The organism is Hyphomonas chukchiensis (genome assembly GCF_000682695.1).
In the GTDB taxonomy this organism is placed as follows: Bacteria; Pseudomonadota; Alphaproteobacteria; order Caulobacterales; family Hyphomonadaceae; genus Hyphomonas; species Hyphomonas chukchiensis.
On record NZ_AWFG01000001.1, the window covers coordinates 254,902 to 270,076 of the forward strand.

The 15,175-nt window shown below is 62.3% G+C and carries 13 protein-coding genes; 6 read left to right on the plus strand and 7 right to left on the minus strand.

The annotated features are described in order from the left end of the window. The first annotated feature begins 47 nt into the window (after window positions 1-47). The 3 genes from ftsZ to HY30_RS01220 all read left to right on the plus strand — a co-directional run bounded on the left by ftsZ (window position 48) and on the right by HY30_RS01220 (window position 3,543). Complete coding sequence (gene ftsZ, locus HY30_RS01210) at window positions 48-1,478, plus strand: cell division protein FtsZ (RefSeq protein ID WP_034736084.1); 1,431 nt, start codon at window positions 48-50, stop codon at window positions 1,476-1,478. Window positions 1,479-1,664: 186 nt separating this feature from the next. After that, a complete protein-coding gene (gene lpxC, locus HY30_RS01215; RefSeq protein ID WP_034736768.1) occupies window positions 1,665-2,570 on the plus strand; it encodes a UDP-3-O-acyl-N-acetylglucosamine deacetylase in 906 nt (301 codons plus the stop codon). A 139-nt stretch (window positions 2,571-2,709) separates the two neighbouring features. Then, window positions 2,710-3,543: an outer membrane protein assembly factor BamD gene (locus HY30_RS01220; protein ID WP_034736087.1), complete on the plus strand. Its 834-nt coding sequence runs from the start codon at window positions 2,710-2,712 to the stop codon at window positions 3,541-3,543. A gap of 3 nt (window positions 3,544-3,546) precedes the next feature. Here HY30_RS01220 and ligA read toward each other — a convergent pair whose 3' ends face one another. The 4 genes from ligA to HY30_RS01240 form a co-directional block, all read right to left on the minus strand. Continuing rightward, entirely contained in the window at window positions 3,547-5,652 is a 2,106-nt protein-coding gene (gene ligA / locus HY30_RS01225) for an NAD-dependent DNA ligase LigA (RefSeq protein WP_034736090.1), read from the minus strand. After that, on the minus strand, window positions 5,649-7,349 hold the full coding sequence (recN, locus tag HY30_RS01230; RefSeq protein ID WP_034736092.1) for a DNA repair protein RecN: 1,701 nt from the start codon (window positions 7,347-7,349) through the stop codon (window positions 5,649-5,651). The genes ligA and recN overlap by 4 nt, the downstream gene beginning before the upstream one ends. Before the next feature lie 57 nt (window positions 7,350-7,406). Then, entirely contained in the window at window positions 7,407-9,218 is a 1,812-nt protein-coding gene (locus tag HY30_RS01235; RefSeq protein WP_034736096.1) for an aminopeptidase P family protein, read from the minus strand. 62 nt (window positions 9,219-9,280) lie between these two features. Continuing rightward, window positions 9,281-10,138 carry a 50S ribosomal protein L11 methyltransferase gene (locus tag HY30_RS01240; protein ID WP_034736099.1) on the minus strand — a complete coding sequence of 286 codons (858 nt, stop codon included), beginning with the start codon at window positions 10,136-10,138 and terminating at the stop codon, window positions 9,281-9,283. A 65-nt stretch (window positions 10,139-10,203) separates the two neighbouring features. On the opposite strand from HY30_RS01240, the gene HY30_RS01245 reads away from it, so the two are divergent. The 3 genes from HY30_RS01245 (at window position 10,204) to HY30_RS01255 (ending at window position 12,969) form a co-directional block, all read left to right on the plus strand. Continuing rightward, window positions 10,204-11,124: a peptidylprolyl isomerase gene (locus HY30_RS01245; protein WP_162176876.1), complete on the plus strand. Its 921-nt coding sequence runs from the start codon at window positions 10,204-10,206 to the stop codon at window positions 11,122-11,124. Beyond that, a complete protein-coding gene (gene pgeF, locus HY30_RS01250; protein WP_034736102.1) occupies window positions 11,121-11,891 on the plus strand; it encodes a peptidoglycan editing factor PgeF in 771 nt (256 codons plus the stop codon). Before HY30_RS01245 ends, pgeF begins: the two co-directional genes overlap by 4 nt. A 142-nt stretch (window positions 11,892-12,033) precedes the next feature. Beyond that, window positions 12,034-12,969, plus strand: a complete 936-nt coding sequence (locus HY30_RS01255; RefSeq protein ID WP_034736104.1) for a ribose-phosphate pyrophosphokinase — start codon at window positions 12,034-12,036, stop codon at window positions 12,967-12,969. 131 nt (window positions 12,970-13,100) lie between these two features. Here HY30_RS01255 and HY30_RS01260 read toward each other — a convergent pair whose 3' ends face one another. The 3 genes from HY30_RS01260 to HY30_RS01270 all read right to left on the minus strand — a co-directional run bounded on the left by HY30_RS01260 (window position 13,101) and on the right by HY30_RS01270 (window position 15,144). Next, window positions 13,101-13,379, minus strand: a complete 279-nt coding sequence (locus HY30_RS01260) for a hypothetical protein (RefSeq protein ID WP_034736107.1) — start codon at window positions 13,377-13,379, stop codon at window positions 13,101-13,103. 93 nt (window positions 13,380-13,472) lie between these two features. Beyond that, complete coding sequence (locus HY30_RS01265; RefSeq protein ID WP_034736109.1) at window positions 13,473-14,174, minus strand: molecular chaperone DjiA; 702 nt, start codon at window positions 14,172-14,174, stop codon at window positions 13,473-13,475. 88 nt (window positions 14,175-14,262) lie between these two features. Continuing rightward, window positions 14,263-15,144 (minus strand): ion transporter, encoded by an 882-nt coding sequence (locus HY30_RS01270; protein ID WP_034736112.1) that lies wholly within the window; start codon window positions 15,142-15,144, stop codon window positions 14,263-14,265. Window positions 15,145-15,175 lie beyond the last annotated feature (31 nt).

The window sequence follows — 15,175 nt, forward strand, 5'->3', positions numbered from 1 at the left end:
CCAAGGTGGCTTCAACCCGGTTCCGGAATGTTGATTGAGGTACGCGAATGACACATGAACTCACGCCCAGGATTCTCGTCTTCGGTGTTGGCGGCGCAGGCGGTAACGCTGTCGACAACATGATCGAGGCCAACCTGCAGGGCGTCGAATTCATCGTCGCCAACACGGACGCTCAGGCGCTCAACCGCTCCAAGACAGAGCAGCGCATCCAGCTCGGTCCTGAAACCACCTCCGGCCTTGGCGCAGGCGCGCGGCCTGAAATCGGCGCGAAAGCTGCCGAAGAGTCGATTGCCGAGATCAAGGAATACCTGACCGACGCACACATGGTTTTCATCGCAGCCGGCATGGGCGGCGGCACCGGAACGGGCGCCGCACCAGTCATCGCACGTACCGCGCAGGAAATGGGCATCCTCACAGTTGCCGTTGTCACCAAGCCCTTCGGTTTTGAAGGCGCACGCCGCATGGCCCTCGCCGACCAGGGCCTGATCGACATTCGCAAGCATGTCGACACGATGATCGTCGTGCCGAACCAGAACCTCTTCCGCATCGCCAATGACCGCACGACTTTTGCTGAAGCCTTCCGCATGGCCGATGACGTGCTGTACTCCGGCGTTCGCGGCATCACCGACCTCATGGTCATGCCCGGCCTCATCAACCTCGACTTTGCCGATGTCGGCTCGATCATGCGCGGCATGGGTACTGCCATGATGGGCATGGGCGAGGCTGAAGGCGAAGGTCGCGCCCTCGAGGCCGCCCGTTCGGCCATCGATAACCCGCTCCTCGATGAAGTCAGCCTCAAAGGCGCCAAGGGTGTCCTGATCAACATCACCGGCGGCTATGACATGACGCTGTTCGAGCTGGACGAAGCCGCCAATGAGATCCGTCGCGAGATCGATCCGAACGCCAACATCATTCTTGGCTCGGCCTTTGATTCAGAGCTTGAAGGCAAGATCCGCGTGTCGGTTGTCGCGGCAGGCATCGAGGCCGGCGAGGAAATCAAGGCCGACCCCCAACCCGTTCGCGAAACGGTTCGCCAGCCCATCGCTGCGCCAATCGCTGAGGAAGTCGAAACCAAGTCCGAAGCCGCCGAGGGCGACGAGCGTCCCCTGGTCATCACCGGGCACACATCGCCGATGCGTTCCGAAGAGAGCGACCCGCGTTCCGATTTCAAGGGCCAGCCCCTGCCGGCGGACCATTATGAAGGCGCCGAGGGCGCGGATGAAGTGACCGCAGACGCCGTCTTCGGATCGCGCAAGGAAGCCCCTGCCCCGGACAAGGCCCGTCCTGAGCAAGGCGCGTCCGGCTTCTCCCACTTGTTCGGCTGGCGCCGCAATCCGCAGGGCGAGAATGACGACGCTCCGGACGCACGTGTTCCAGCCCAGATCATCTCTTCGCCGGACGACCACCCAGAAGCCGCTCCGTTCGATGATGCAGACCTCGAAATCCCCGCCTTCCTGCGCCGCTCGGCCAATCACTGATCGCGCCATAAAATGCAGGCCTGACAGGCTGGATTGTTTCAAAATAAGTACAATAAATACAGGGCCATGATGTAGATCATGGCCCTTTTTGTAACACGCCGAAACAAGGCGTGTTTTGTACTTGCGGCCAAGCCCCTCCAGATTGCAGCCTGAAGTGATGAATCGATAAGGTTAAGTGGCATGCAGATGCAGCAGACAATTGAACGTCCGGCAGTGTGTGCCGGTATCGGCGTTCACAGCGGCGAAAAAGCCCGGCTTGTCCTGAAACCTGCGCCTGTCGGCACCGGCGTCGTATTCCGGCGGACAGACCTCGATGCCAGCGACATCACCATCCACGCACATGCTGATGCTGTGTCTGACACACGCCTCGGCACGACACTGACAAATGAAGCAGGGGTTTCGGTTGCCGTAGTCGAACACCTCATGGCCGCGCTTGCGGGCATGGGGATCGACAACCTGATCATCGACATTGACGGCCCTGAAGTGCCGATCATGGACGGTTCATCTGCCGTTTTCTGCGAATTGTTGCTGCAGGCCGGTCTGAAGAAACAATCTGCACCGCGTCGCCGCATCCGCATTCTTGAGCCTGTCGAGATCGTCGATGGACCGAAACGCGCCACGCTGTCGCCATCGGATGATTCCGTGCTGACGCTTCGCGCACGTATAGAATACGACGATTCCATCATTGGCATTCAGCAAATGGCCCTGCGCCTGGCGCCGGGCATGTTCGCCCGCGACCTTGCCTTTGCCCGCACCTATGGCTTTGCCCGCGACGTGGAAATGCTGCGCGCCAATGGCCTCGCTCGCGGCGGCTCCCTCGATAATGCCGTCGTCCTTGAAGACGGCGCCGTGATGAACCCTGAAGGGCTGCGCGCCGAAGACGAATTCGTGCGCCACAAGATGCTGGACGCCGTCGGCGACCTCATGCTGGCGGGCGCGCCGATTGCCGGCAGTTATGACGCTGTCCAGCCGGGCCACGCGCTCAACAATGCCCTTGTGCGCAAGCTTTTGGCCACGCCGGCAGCCTGGTGCTGGGAAACGGACGCTGACATCGAGGCTCAAATGCCGGTTCGCGCACGCGTTTCGGTCTAAGGCGATCTCCGCCAGCGCGCTCCACGCCGAGGCTTCATTACGCCCACTTAACATGCCGCATGACAATGATCCTTGGAAATCCAGTCCAGTTCAGGCTAATCAAGCTGAAGACATTCACAGCTGAAAGTTCCCGACAGGCATGTCCCTTCTGAAACTCCGCCCGAGCCTTCTGATCCTAGCCACTGTAGTCGCTATTTCAGGCTGCCAGTCTGGCAGCAAGCGCAAGCAGGAACTCGCCTATGTTGAGCGTCCGGTCGAGCAGCTTTACAACGCCGCCGCCGTCCAGCTGGACAAGCGCAACTATCCCCGCGCAATTCTCCTGTTCAACGAAGTCGAACGCCAGCACCCCTATTCCGAGTGGGCGCGCAAATCCATGGTCATGACGGCCTATGCCAATTATCAGGCGCGCGACTATGACGAGGCCATCTCTTCAGCCCAATCCTATCTCAGCCTGCACCCCGGCGGCTCTGAAGCCGATTATGCCTATTACCTCATTGCCTGTTCCTATTTCGACCAGATTGTCGATATCGGCCGCGACCAGCGCACAACCGAGCTGGCGCTCGCCGCCCTGCAGGACGTCACACGCCGGTATCCGGACAGTTCCTACGCGCGCGATGCCAGCCTGAAGATCGACATGGTCAACGACCAGCTCGCTGGCAAGGAAATGGAGATTGGCCGCTGGTACCTGCGCTCAAACCAGACCCTGGCGGCCGTAAACCGCTTCAAGACCGTGGTGACGACCTATGACACCACGTCCCATACGCCCGAAGCCCTGCACCGCCTTGTCGAATCCTACCTGACGCTTGGCCTGCGCGACCAGGCGCTCGCAGCGGGTGCGACGCTCGGTTACAACTATCCTACCAGCGTCTGGTACAAGATGAGCTACCGCCTGCTCACCAAGGAAGGGCTCGATCCCGAGGCCGTGGCGCCGAAGCGCACCCTGATCCAGAAAATCCTTCCCGGCGGCAAGTAGGGCTTACGCGCCTTCGATCAGCGCCAGCCATTCGTCTTCCGTGAGCGTTTTGACGCCCAGGGCTTCCGCCTTGGCAAGCTTTGAGCCTGCGCCCGGCCCCGCGACGAGAATATCCGTCTTCGCCGAGACCGATCCGGAGACTTTTGCGCCGAGCGAGCTTGCCCGCGCCTTGGCTTCATCGCGCGTCATCCGCTCCAGCGTGCCGGTGAAGACGACGGTTTTGCCCGCCACCGGGCTGTCGCTGGCAGCGGCGGTCTCATCCTCGACCGTGACTTCGGACAAGAGGGCAGCGAGCATCTCGGCATTGTGCGGCTCGTTGACGAAGGCACGGAGGGAGCCAACCGCTACGCCGCCAATGCCATCTATGCCCATCAGTTCTGCCGTTGCCTCGCCGTCAGGTCCCTGCGCCGCTGCCGCCTCGACAAGGCTCCAGAACGTGGTCCACGAGAGGAAATGCCGCGCGAACTGGTTGGCCGTTGTCTGCCCCACATGGCGTATTCCAAGTCCGTTCAGGAACCGCGCAAAGGGCACCTTGCGGCGGGCATCGATTGCCGTGAGGAGCTTTTTGGCGGATTGGGCACCGAACCCGTCCCATTCCGACAGCGGCGGCAGGCCAAGTTCAGCGATGCGTTGCTCGATGCGGAAAATATCCTGCGGGGCACGCACGACGCCTTTCTCGTAGAAGAGCTGCACCTGTTTCGCACCGAGTCCGTCAATATCGAGCGACTTGCGCGATACGAAATGCTTCAGCCGTTCGACGGCCTGCGCCGGACAAACAAGGCCGCCTGTGCACCTGCGGCGGACATCCGACTCGCCCTTCTCGTCCACATCCCTGACCGCTGCGGACCCGCAGACGGGGCATTCATGGGGCATTTTGAAGGGCTTCCCGGACCCTTCCCGGACCACTCGCAGGACTTGCGGGATGACATCCCCGGCGCGCTGGATCTCGACCGTGTCACCGACCTTGACGCCAAGGCGAGCGATCTCGTCCTCATTGTGGAGCGTGGCATTGGACACGACAACGCCGCCTACTGTCACCGGCGTCAGGCGTGCGACGGGGGTCAGCGAACCTGTACGCCCGACCTGGATATCGATACCTTCGAGCAGCGTCGTCGCCTTCTCGGCAGGGAACTTGTGCGCGATGGCCCAGCGCGGCGCGCGGCTGACAAAGCCGAGCCGCTGTTGCCAGTCGAGCCGGTCGACCTTGTAGACGACGCCATCAATATCATAGCCGAGGCTTGCGCGCTGGCTTTCGAAATCCCGGTAGGCCGCGATCAGGCCTTCGACGCTCTCCGCACGCGTCATCAGCGTGTTCACGTCGAAACCCCATTTCGCAAAAAGTGCGATGGCATTGGTCTGGGTTTCGGCGAAAGGTTCGCTGGCTGCAGCCCAGGCATAGGCGAAGAATTTCAGCGGGCGGGATTTGGTGATTTCGATATCGAGCTGGCGGAGGCTACCGGCAGCCGCATTGCGCGGATTGGCGAAGACCTTGCGGCCCGCTTCGGACTCGCGGGCATTGAGCGCGGCAAAATCGGCGTGGCTCATGTAGACTTCGCCGCGGATCTCGATGCTGCCGGGCCAGCCCTTCCCGGCCAGCGCTTCAGGCACATCGTCCAGCGTGCGGGCATTGGCGGTGACATCCTCGCCGACCTGCCCGTCTCCGCGCGTGGCAGCGCGGACAAGCTTGCCTTTCTCATAGGTCAGGCTGAGGGAAAGACCATCGATCTTGGGCTCGGCCGTAATGGCGACCGGTTCGTCTTCCGATAACCCCAGGAAGCGCCGGATACGGCCCACGAATTCAGCCACGTCCTCGTCGGAAAATGCATTGTCGAGCGAGAGCATGGGCGCCGCATGAGCGGCTTTTGAAAACCCGTCGCTGGCACCGGCACCGACCTTGTCTGTCGGGCTGTCCGCGCGCTTCAGGTCAGGAAAACGCGCTTCAATGGCGAGGTTACGCTGGCGCAGCGCATCGTATTCCGCATCCGTCAGGCTTGGCGCATCATTGCGGTAATAGGCTTCGTCGGCTTCGCGGATCGCCTCGGCCAGACGTGCCAGTTCTTCTTCAGCTTCCTGAGGCGTCAGCGCTTCGACGGGGACGGGTTGGCTCATACATCCTCCAGCAACCTCCCTGCGGCAGCGCGGGCCTCTTCGGTGACCTCGGCGCCAGAGAGCATTCGGGCAATTTCTTCCTGCCTAGCGCTGTCATCTAGCCCGCGAACGCGTGTGCCACCAGAGCCCGAAGCATTCTCATGGTCTTTTTCCACGAGCCATTGCGCCGCTGCCGATGCCGCGACTTGCGGGCTGTGCGTCACGGCAAAGACCTGCCGCGCGCCCGCCAGACGCACGAGGCGCTCGCCGATGGCCGCAGCGACAGATCCGCCGACGCCCTGGTCGACTTCATCGAAGATCAGGGTCTGGGCCGAGCCGGCCTCGGCGAGTGCGCATTTCAGCGCCAGCGAGAAACGGGCCAGTTCGCCGCCCGAGGCAATCTTGCGCAGGGGGCCAAAGCCGGCACCGGGATTGGTCTCGGCTTCGAATTCCACGCGGTCTGCGCCATAGGCGCCGCCCTCCCCTTCGGGCAGCGCCTCGACACAGATGCCGATGGTCGCCCGGCCGAGCTTCAGGGGCGCGAGTTCTTTCGCGATGGCCTTTTCAAGTTGGCCAGCAGCCGCCTTACGGGCCACGGTCAGCTTCTCGGCCACCTGATGATAGCGCGCCTGCGTCGCCGTCTCTGCCTTGCGCGCTGCAATCAGGGCATCTTCGCCCGCTTCAGCCAGGTCGAGCTGACCGCGAAATTTTGCGAGCAGGTCCGGCAGGGCCTCAGGCTCCGTCATGTGTTTGCGGGCAAGCGCACGCAGCGCAAAGAGGCGAGCCTCGGCGCTTTCAAGCGCATCCGTATCGTGAGAGATCAGGCGCTCGAGACCGAACACGGCCGCGCTGGCTTCACGCGTTTCAATGATCGCCCGCTCAATCGCCTCTGCCGCAGCACGGGCCGCCACAGGCAGCGTCTCGTCAGAGCCTTCGAAACCCGGCAAGCGGCAGATGCGTTCGACGGCCCGCGCGGCCCGTGAGAGCGCCGTCTCCATGTCTGCCCCATCCATGGCGGTCTCAGCCTCGCTGACCGCCTCGGTGACCCGCTCGGACTGCATCAGGCGCATCCGCCTTGTGGTGAGTTCTTCGGCCTCGCCCGAAACAGGCGCGAGGCGCTCAAGTTCCTCGACCGCCTGTTCAAGCCATTCACGCGCAGAAATGGCCTCGGCCTGCTCGGCTTCCAGCCGTGCCCGCGTCTCGCGCGCCACCTGCAGACTGTCAAATGCATCGCTGCAGGAACCGAGGAGGGCCTCATTGCCCGCAAACTGGTCCAGCAGACGGCGGTGCATGGAGGGCCGCATCAGGGCTGAGGCTGCATGCTGGCCATGGATCTCGACCAGCATTTCGCCAATCTCGGCAAGCAGCGCGGCGCTGACGGCCTGATCGTTCACGAAGGCCCGCGCCGGGCCGCTTGTGCGGATAACGCGCTTCAGCGTCAGGGCTTCGTCCATCGAGGCCTCAATGCCCTGCTCCTGCAGCAGGGCCCAGACAGGGTGGCGCGACGGCGGGCCGAACTCGACCGCAACGCTCGCCTGCTGTGTGCCATTCCGGATAAAGGACCGGTCAGCAGGCGCGCCCATGGCGAGCGACAGGGCATCAAGAATGATCGACTTGCCGGCCCCTGTTTCGCCCGTAAGCGCGGTGAAGCCAGCGCCCGGCTCAATGTCCAAGCGGTCAATCAGAACGAAATCGCGGATCGAAATGGACAGGATCATGCCTGTTCCAATACCATTGGAACAAAGCAAGAACAATACGCTTTTTCGTTAACGCGATCAGATCACTGCGCACGCCTGTTCAAGCCATGCCTTCACGTCGCCCTCAAGCTGGCCTGACAGGATGTCCTGAACACGCGCATGATAGGCGTTGACCCAGTCCCGCTCGGCCTGTGACAGCAGGTCGACCACGATCAGGTCCCGCGCGAGCGGCGCCCAAGTCAGGCATTCGAAGCCCATCATGTCGATCTCCCCGCCCGGAATGGCGGCAGGTGGCGTGACATATTGCAGGTTCTCGATGCGGATGCCGTATTGGCCTTCGCGGTAATAGCCGGGCTCGTTCGACACGATCATGCCGGGCGCAAGCGGCACGGCATTCCATGGCTTCGCGATACGGTGCGGTCCTTCGTGGACGCCGAGATAGACGCCGACGCCGTGGCCGGTGCCATGCTGGTAATCGAGCCCGGCCTGCCAGAGCGCGTGGCGCGCCAGCACATCAAGGTGCGTGCCGGTCGTCCCTTTCGGGAAGCGCACGGCGGCGAGCGCAATATGGCCCTTGAGGACGAGCGTGTAATGCTTGCGCATGTCGTCGCTCGCCTTGCCGATGGGCACGGTGCGCGTGACGTCGGTGGTGCCGTCGAGATACTGGCCGCCGGAATCCACGAGGAAGAGGGAATCCCGCTCCAGAACAAGGTTCGAGGCGGTCGAGACCCGGTAGTGCGGCAGCGCGCCGTGCGGCCCGGCGCCGGAAATGGTCGGGAAGGAGAGATCGTTGAGACCGGAATATTCCTCACGGAAAGCCTCAAGCTTCATGGCCGCTTCAATCTCGGTGACCTTGCCGCTCTGCGCTTCGGTATCGAGCCAGTGGAGGAACTTGGTCAGCGCCACGCCGTCGCGATTGTGCGCAGCCGTGGTGCCGGCGATTTCTGCTGCGTTCTTGCAGGCCTTTGGCAGGGCGACAGGATCGCGTTGCTTCAGCACTTTGGCACCCGCCGCTTCCAGTGTGTCGAAGAACCAGGCCGAGGCAACATCCGGATCGACGCTGACGGTCTTGCCCTTCAGGTCCTGCAGGCCCGCTTCGAGTTCAGACAGCGGGCGCAGCGTGACGCCATTTCCGAGATGCGTGCGGAGGGCATCGCTGACCTTCACTTCATCAAGGAACAGCTCAGCCGAACCGTCTGCCCGCACAATGGCGCGGCCAAGCGGCAGCGGCGTGCAGCTGACATCGCCGCCGCGAATATTGAAGGCCCATGCCACAGATGCAGGGGACGTGATGACTGTTGCGTCGGCCTTGTCGGCCTTCAATGCCTTGCCGAGGCTGGCACGCTTTTCGGCATGCTCAACGCCAGCATAGGCGACATCATGGGGCACGACGGGCGCGGTTGGCTGCTCCGGGCGGCCTTGCCAGGCGCGGTCGATCGGGTTCTCGGCGACGGCGACCAGATTGGCGCCTGCGGAAGCGGCGGCCGCCTTGAGCTGGGCAACTTCATTGGGGCTGATCAGTTTCGGATCATAGCCGATCGTCTTGCCGGACATGTCCTGCTGGGCGAGCCAGCCAAAGGCGCCGGGCTCCGGAATGCCCTGAACCTCGAACAGGTTCGGATCGGTCTGGTCGGCGGCCTGCAATGTGTAGCGGCCATCGGCAAACAGCACGGCACGATCCGTGAAGACGAATGCGTTCCCGAACGAGCCGGTGAAGCCGCTGACCCATGCAAGGCGCTCATTGGCGTCCGGCAGGTATTCGTTCTGGTATTCATCATCATGCGGCACATAGAGGCCGTCGAGATTCATTGCGGAAAGCTCCTTGCGAAGGAGCGGCAAGTGGGTGCGACCGTCTTGCGGCCCGCCCTTGATATCAAATGTCTGTCTCATGGCTGCTGTCTTACCGCTGCGCAGGCGCCTTGGAAAGGCGCTGGCCGCTGACAGGCCGCTTGTCAGCCCGGCTTACGGAAGACCAGCGTGGACCAGCCATCCTTCTTGATACGGTGCTGGAAGCTGAGGCCGCGCGCGGCAAAAGCACTGCGCACAGGGCCAGCCTGATGGTGGAGCAGGCCGGACAGGATGATCGTGCCCCCGGGGGCAGTGAGCGGCGCAATGGTGGGCGCAAGGCCGATCAGCGGTTTCATCAGGATGTTGGCAAACACCGTGTCATACGGCCCGCCCTGCCGGATACGCGGCGTGTTGGCGCCGGTAATGTGCAGGGCCGTGAAGCCGGACACATGGTTCTTCTCGGCGTTTTCGTTAGCAACGCGCACGCTGTCGAAATCGATATCCGTACCGATGGCCGAATGCGCGCCGGCCTTCATCGCAGCGATGGCGAGCACGCCGGAACCGGTACCGAGATCCAGCACCTTGCCGATGGCACGGCGGCGGCGCACTTCGTCCAGCGCCAGAAGGCAGCCGAGCGTCGTGCCATGATGGCCGGTGCCAAAGGCGGGGCCGGCCTCGATCAGGACGGCGATCTTGCCGGGCGATGTGCGCGCAAGGGCATGGCTGCCTGCAACAATGAAAGGACCGGCTTCGACGGGCGGCAGGCCTTCCAGCGACAGCGTTACCCAGTCACGGTCCTGCAGCTCTTCAATCCGTGCGATCAGCTCGGGCGAGGCCTCGGTAATGATCTCGACGCATTCCTCGGCCTCTTCCAGCGTTTCGCAGAAGGCATCAAGGCGCCAAGCCAGCCGGCCGTCTTCCTTGGCATCCACGGCGCCGGCAGGCGAGGGATCGGCCCAGGCGAGCGCGTCCCATGCAGTTTCGATTGGCGCGCGGGCGCCTTTAGCGGTTATCTGGTACATGGCGCAGGCGCTTAGCAGCCAAGCGGCAACTGCGCCAGAGGTCTGATTGAAAGGGGATGCAGAGGATGCGGTGGATTGGTGCAGTCGGAGCGGCGTGGGCCCTGATGGGGTGCGCCATGGCGCAAACAGGGGATATGGGCGCGCCGACATCTGAATGGCGCCGCGTTGATGCCGAAAACCTTGTCCTCCTTGAAACCACGACAGGTACGGTCGCCATTGAACTGGCGGCCGATGCCGCGCCTGCACACGTTGCCGAGTTCAGGCAGGCGGTGCGCGCCGGAACCTATGACGGCGAATATTTCTATCGGGTCATCGAAGGCCATGTCGCACAGGCGGGCCTCGAATTCGAACAACGGCTGGGTGACTGGCCGCTCCTGCCGCTGGAGGCAGAGCGCACCGTTCCGGCGGAGGGCTTCACGACGCTCGGCAATGCTGACCTGTTTGCCGAAACAGCTGGCCATCGGGACGGCTTTGCAGCCGGACGCGAGGGCGAGCAGGAATGGCTGCTGAACTGTCCCGGCGCGCTTGGCATGGCCCGTAACACAGGCCCGGATACGGCCTCCATTGAAATCTTCATACCGCTGGCGCCGCGCCGCTATCTTGACCGGAACTATACCGTTTTCGGGCGCGTCATTGATGGCATCGACAATATCAACCGCCTGAAACGGGTCGATCCCGTGGATGAGGCCGACATTCCGGAATTCTTCGACAAGGGCGAAGACGCCGCAAAAATGGCCTTTGCGGCGCGTGCCGAGCGCCTTGCAGGCAATGAAATCCTCAAGGCCTCGCTGGCAGCAGACCTGCCTGAAGCCGCACGGCCAGTATATGAAGTGATGAAAACGCCGAGCCCTGAATGGGAGGCGCTCAAGCTGTCCAAGCGGGACTATTCCGGCATTCCGGCCGTGGTGCATGTGCCCCCGATGGTGCTTGATGTCTGCAGCCTGCCCGTACCTGCCCGCCGCGTTAACGCCGAGCCAGCCCGATGAGCGCCGGCATTCCGTTCACCACAAGCCATGCATTGTCAGGACTTCCCGGGGTCACGCATGGATTTTTCGGGCGTCAGGGCGGCGTCTCAACGGGCCTTTATGACAGCCTCAATGTCGGTGAAGGCTCCGGCGACAAGCCGGACAATGTGGCCCGCAACCGCATGCTGGTGGCAGCAACGCTCGGCGCGAAGGAACTGCTCTCCTGCTATCAGGTGCATTCGGCCAGCGTCGTGCCCGTTGAAGAACCCTGGTCAGAGCGCCCGCAGGCCGATGCGATGGTAACCGACAGGCCGGGGATCGGCCTCTGCATCCTGACAGCGGATTGTACGCCGGTCCTCTTTGCAGATGCCGAAGCCGGGATTATCGGCGCAGCGCATGCCGGCTGGAAAGGCGCCCTTGGCGGCGTGCTTGAGGCAACCGTCACAGCCATGACGCGGATGGGCGCTGAGCGCGCGCGCATTCATGCCGCCATCGGCCCCACGATCGGACAGGCAAGCTATGAAGTTGGTCCGGAGTTCCGCGATACGTTCATCACCGGATCACCCGGCAGCGAAGTTCTGTTCCGTCCGGGCGTCGGTGACCGGCTCCAGTTCGACTTGCCCGGCTTCGTTCGCCAACGGCTTGACGCGGTCGGCATTGGCGGTGTGACGGACATTGGCCATGACACCTGCGCGCTGGAAGACATGTATTTCTCCAACCGGAGGAGAAACCATCGCGGCGAGGCGGATTATGGCCGCAACGGCTCCGTCATCATGCTGAAAAGCTGACGCGCAACCTGCAAGGGTTTCGAATTCACCCCGCGCATGTTTCTGGCGTCTATCGCAAAATCAACCGCGTTTGCCGGTTGCGACTCGCGGGGCTTTGTTACAAAAGCGACACGGGTGGCGGGTAATCAAGGCTGATCGATCCATGAAACTACTGTCGTGCAATGCAAACCGCCCTTTGGCCGAGGCCATCGCCGACTATCTGGACATGCGCCTGACGCGTTCTGAAGTTAAATCCTTCGCCGACCAGGAGATTTTCGTCCGCATCGACGAGAATGTCCGCGGCGAAGACGTCTTCGTGATCCAGTCGACTTCCTACCCCGCCAATGACAACCTCATGCAGCTCCTGATCTGCATGGACGCCCTGAAGCGCGCTTCGGCCCGCCGCATTACGGCCGTCATCCCCTATTTCGGCTATGCCCGTCAGGACCGTAAAACCGACGGTCGCACGCCCATCTCGGCAAAGCTCGTTGCCAATCTCATCTGTTCAGCCGGCGCCGACCGGGTGCTGACGGTGGACCTGCACGCAGGCCAGATCCAGGGCTTCTTCGATATCCCGACGGACAACCTGTTCGGCGGACCGGTCATGGTCGATGACATCAAGGAACGCTTCCACAAGGACAAGATCATTGTCGTCTCGCCCGACGTCGGCGGCGTGGTGCGCGCACGCTCGCTCGCCAAGCGGATCGATGCCGACCTTGCCATCGTCGACAAGCGCCGCCCCGAAGCCGGCAAGTCCGAAGTGATGAACATTATCGGCGAAGTCAAAGGCGCCCGTTGCATCATGCTCGATGACATGTGTGACTCAGGCGGAACCCTCGCAAATGCTGCAGCGGCGCTGAAGGAACACGGCGCCGTTTCCGTTTCTGCCTATGTTACGCACGGCGTGCTGTCGGGCGACGCGGTCAAGCGGATCGAAGGCTCGGTGCTCGACGAACTGGTCATGACCGATACGATCCAGCCGTCGCCATCGGCCCTAAAGTCCAAATCGATCCGGGTTCTCCCGATCGCCCCCCTCCTCGGCGAAGCCATCCGGCGTATCGCCAATGAGGAAAGCGTCTCGAAACTCTTCGACCGATAGGGATGCACAAGCGGGCGTTTTCGGCTCCGAAAACCCGTCAAACTTCACGTATCAAAACCATATAGATGCCATGCCTGAACCGTACCGGCAGGCAAAAACCCTGTTCAGCGACAAGACGTTTGGGAAAGTGCCTACTCGACGGTCCAGCCGCGGGGCGTGCGGCGCGCTTCGAGCGTCACTGGCTCGGTGCCCGAGCGGGGACGCATCACAGGCGTGCTGCGGGCGCCGGCAAAGCGCATGACCAAGGCGGCCCCAGCGAGGATGAGGCCGGCAAAGGCGGTCATCACGGCAAACATGCCAGCAGCGGCCAGAAGGACCATGCCGATCATCACCTGGATGAATAGAGCGATCCCGCCGCGCGCGGCGCCAGCGAGGGTGAAGGGAAACAGGCCTGATGCATTTTGTGTCATGACAGATCCTTTTATCACCTACCCAAGATGGCGGCATCATGGCGGCACGTCAATCGCGCTTACTGCGACCATGATGCCAATTTCGTGAGATGCCTAGTCGGGCCGCACAAGGAGGCCCCGTTCCGTGCGGATCTGGGCATAGGCGGCCGTGATCGAAGCGGCTTTCGCGTGGGCGGCATCTTCGAACTCACGCGGGGCGCCGATATGGACAACACGGTCCGGGTGGTTATCGGCCATTAACTGACGATAGGCCGCGCGGATGGACTTGAACTCCGCATCATGGGGGACGCCGAGGATGTGGTAGGGATCATCGCGGTCAGGCCCGAGATGGCTCGCCCGGATGCGGCGGAACGTGGCATCGCTGAAGCCGAACGCCTCGGCCACGGTGGCGAGGAACTGCATCTCGGCATCGGTAACCACGCCATCGGCGCCGGCGATCTGGAACAGGCCATCCAGCACGCCTTCCAGCAGGCAGGGCCGGTTCTTGTATTTCCGGCCAATGCGGCGCGCATAGCTTTCATAGCCACGCACGGTCTGGCGGGCGATATTGAACACGCGCCGCACATTGTCGGCATCCTCGGGCGCTGCACGGAAGACGCGCGAGAAGACCATGATTTCCTGATCCGTCACGGCGCCATCGGCCATGGCCAGTTTGGCGCCGAGCCCCACCACGGCGGCCGTGAAGCCGACATCATTGGGATCGGGCGCGCAGTCATTGCCTTCGGGTTCGGGATCGGACGAATCCGGTTCAAACGGGCGGTGTCCGCCCTCCAGCAGTCGAGACCATAGATTCATCCTGCCCTCTTATAGCAGGAATTTCGCAGAATGTGAGTGAGCAGGGCTGACATATGCGTGGAGCAAATGCGCGCAGCTTGACGCAGGGTTAACGTTCGCGCGATTCGACGGCCTGTTTCAGTTCCGCAATCTCGGCGCGCAGGGCGGTCAGAAGCTTAACGATATCGCCGCGCTGGTCTTCGGCCTCATCGAATTCCTCTTCGATCTCCTCCTCGATATCGTGAATGCCTTCTTCCAGCAGGGCTTTCTGCTCCGATGCGAGGGCGTCTACGACCAGGGCGATGAACAGGTTGAGGATGGCAAAGCTGGCGATAAAAATGAAAATGAGGAAGAAAATCCACGCATAGGGATTGCCGTCATCAATCACCTTCTGGGCCACTTCGAAGCGCCAGCCATCCATCGTCATGACCTGGAAAAGGGAATAGGCGGATTTCGGCAAGTCACCGAAGAGTTGTGCAACTTCCGGATCATCGGTCTCGCCGAACATGTTGGTGGCCATGACCGCACCGACATAGGTGACCAGCGCCAGGACAGCGAAAATGGCCCCCATGCCGGGCAGCGCTTTCATCAGCGCCTCGGTAATGCGCTTCATTACAGGTACGATGTGCAGCAGGCGCAGGATACGCAGCACCCGCATCGCCCGGAGCACGCTGAAGGCGGCGCCACCGGGCGCCATGGAGACGCCGACGACGATGAAGTCGAACCAGTTCCAGCCAGACTTGAAGAATTGCATCCGGTAGACGACCAGTTTCAAGCCGATCTCCACCACGAAGATCCACGTCACGGCATGGTCAAAGACCTCCATGGCGAGCACGGCGCCGGACGGCAACTCGGCATGATAGGTCAGCACGCCGAGAACGATCGCATTGATGACGATCAGCACGGTGATGAGATGCCGGAACCATGGCCGCTCTATCTCGCGTTCGAGCTGGAAGTTGCTGGTCTCGTGATCAAGTGTTGCGCGCGTCATGCGTGACTCTCCGTCCCCTGCAGGCGTTTTT

Excerpts from the sequence above, each read along its gene's own strand:
- ftsZ (WP_034736084.1), top strand. The coding sequence starts at position 48 with ATGACACATGAACTCACGCCCAGGATTCTCGTCTTCGGTGTTGGCGGC.
- lpxC (WP_034736768.1), top strand. The coding sequence starts at position 1,665 with ATGCAGCAGACAATTGAACGTCCGGCAGTGTGTGCCGGTATCGGCGTT.
- HY30_RS01220 (WP_034736087.1), top strand. The coding sequence starts at position 2,710 with ATGTCCCTTCTGAAACTCCGCCCGAGCCTTCTGATCCTAGCCACTGTA.
- ligA (WP_034736090.1), bottom strand. The coding sequence starts at position 5,652 with ATGAGCCAACCCGTCCCCGTCGAAGCGCTGACGCCTCAGGAAGCTGAA.
- recN (WP_034736092.1), bottom strand. The coding sequence starts at position 7,349 with ATGATCCTGTCCATTTCGATCCGCGATTTCGTTCTGATTGACCGCTTG.
- HY30_RS01235 (WP_034736096.1), bottom strand. The coding sequence starts at position 9,218 with ATGAGACAGACATTTGATATCAAGGGCGGGCCGCAAGACGGTCGCACC.
- HY30_RS01240 (WP_034736099.1), bottom strand. The coding sequence starts at position 10,138 with ATGTACCAGATAACCGCTAAAGGCGCCCGCGCGCCAATCGAAACTGCA.
- HY30_RS01245 (WP_162176876.1), top strand. The coding sequence starts at position 10,204 with ATGCGGTGGATTGGTGCAGTCGGAGCGGCGTGGGCCCTGATGGGGTGC.
- pgeF (WP_034736102.1), top strand. The coding sequence starts at position 11,121 with ATGAGCGCCGGCATTCCGTTCACCACAAGCCATGCATTGTCAGGACTT.
- HY30_RS01255 (WP_034736104.1), top strand. The coding sequence starts at position 12,034 with ATGAAACTACTGTCGTGCAATGCAAACCGCCCTTTGGCCGAGGCCATC.
- HY30_RS01260 (WP_034736107.1), bottom strand. The coding sequence starts at position 13,379 with ATGACACAAAATGCATCAGGCCTGTTTCCCTTCACCCTCGCTGGCGCC.
- HY30_RS01265 (WP_034736109.1), bottom strand. The coding sequence starts at position 14,174 with ATGAATCTATGGTCTCGACTGCTGGAGGGCGGACACCGCCCGTTTGAA.
- HY30_RS01270 (WP_034736112.1), bottom strand. The coding sequence starts at position 15,144 with ATGACGCGCGCAACACTTGATCACGAGACCAGCAACTTCCAGCTCGAA.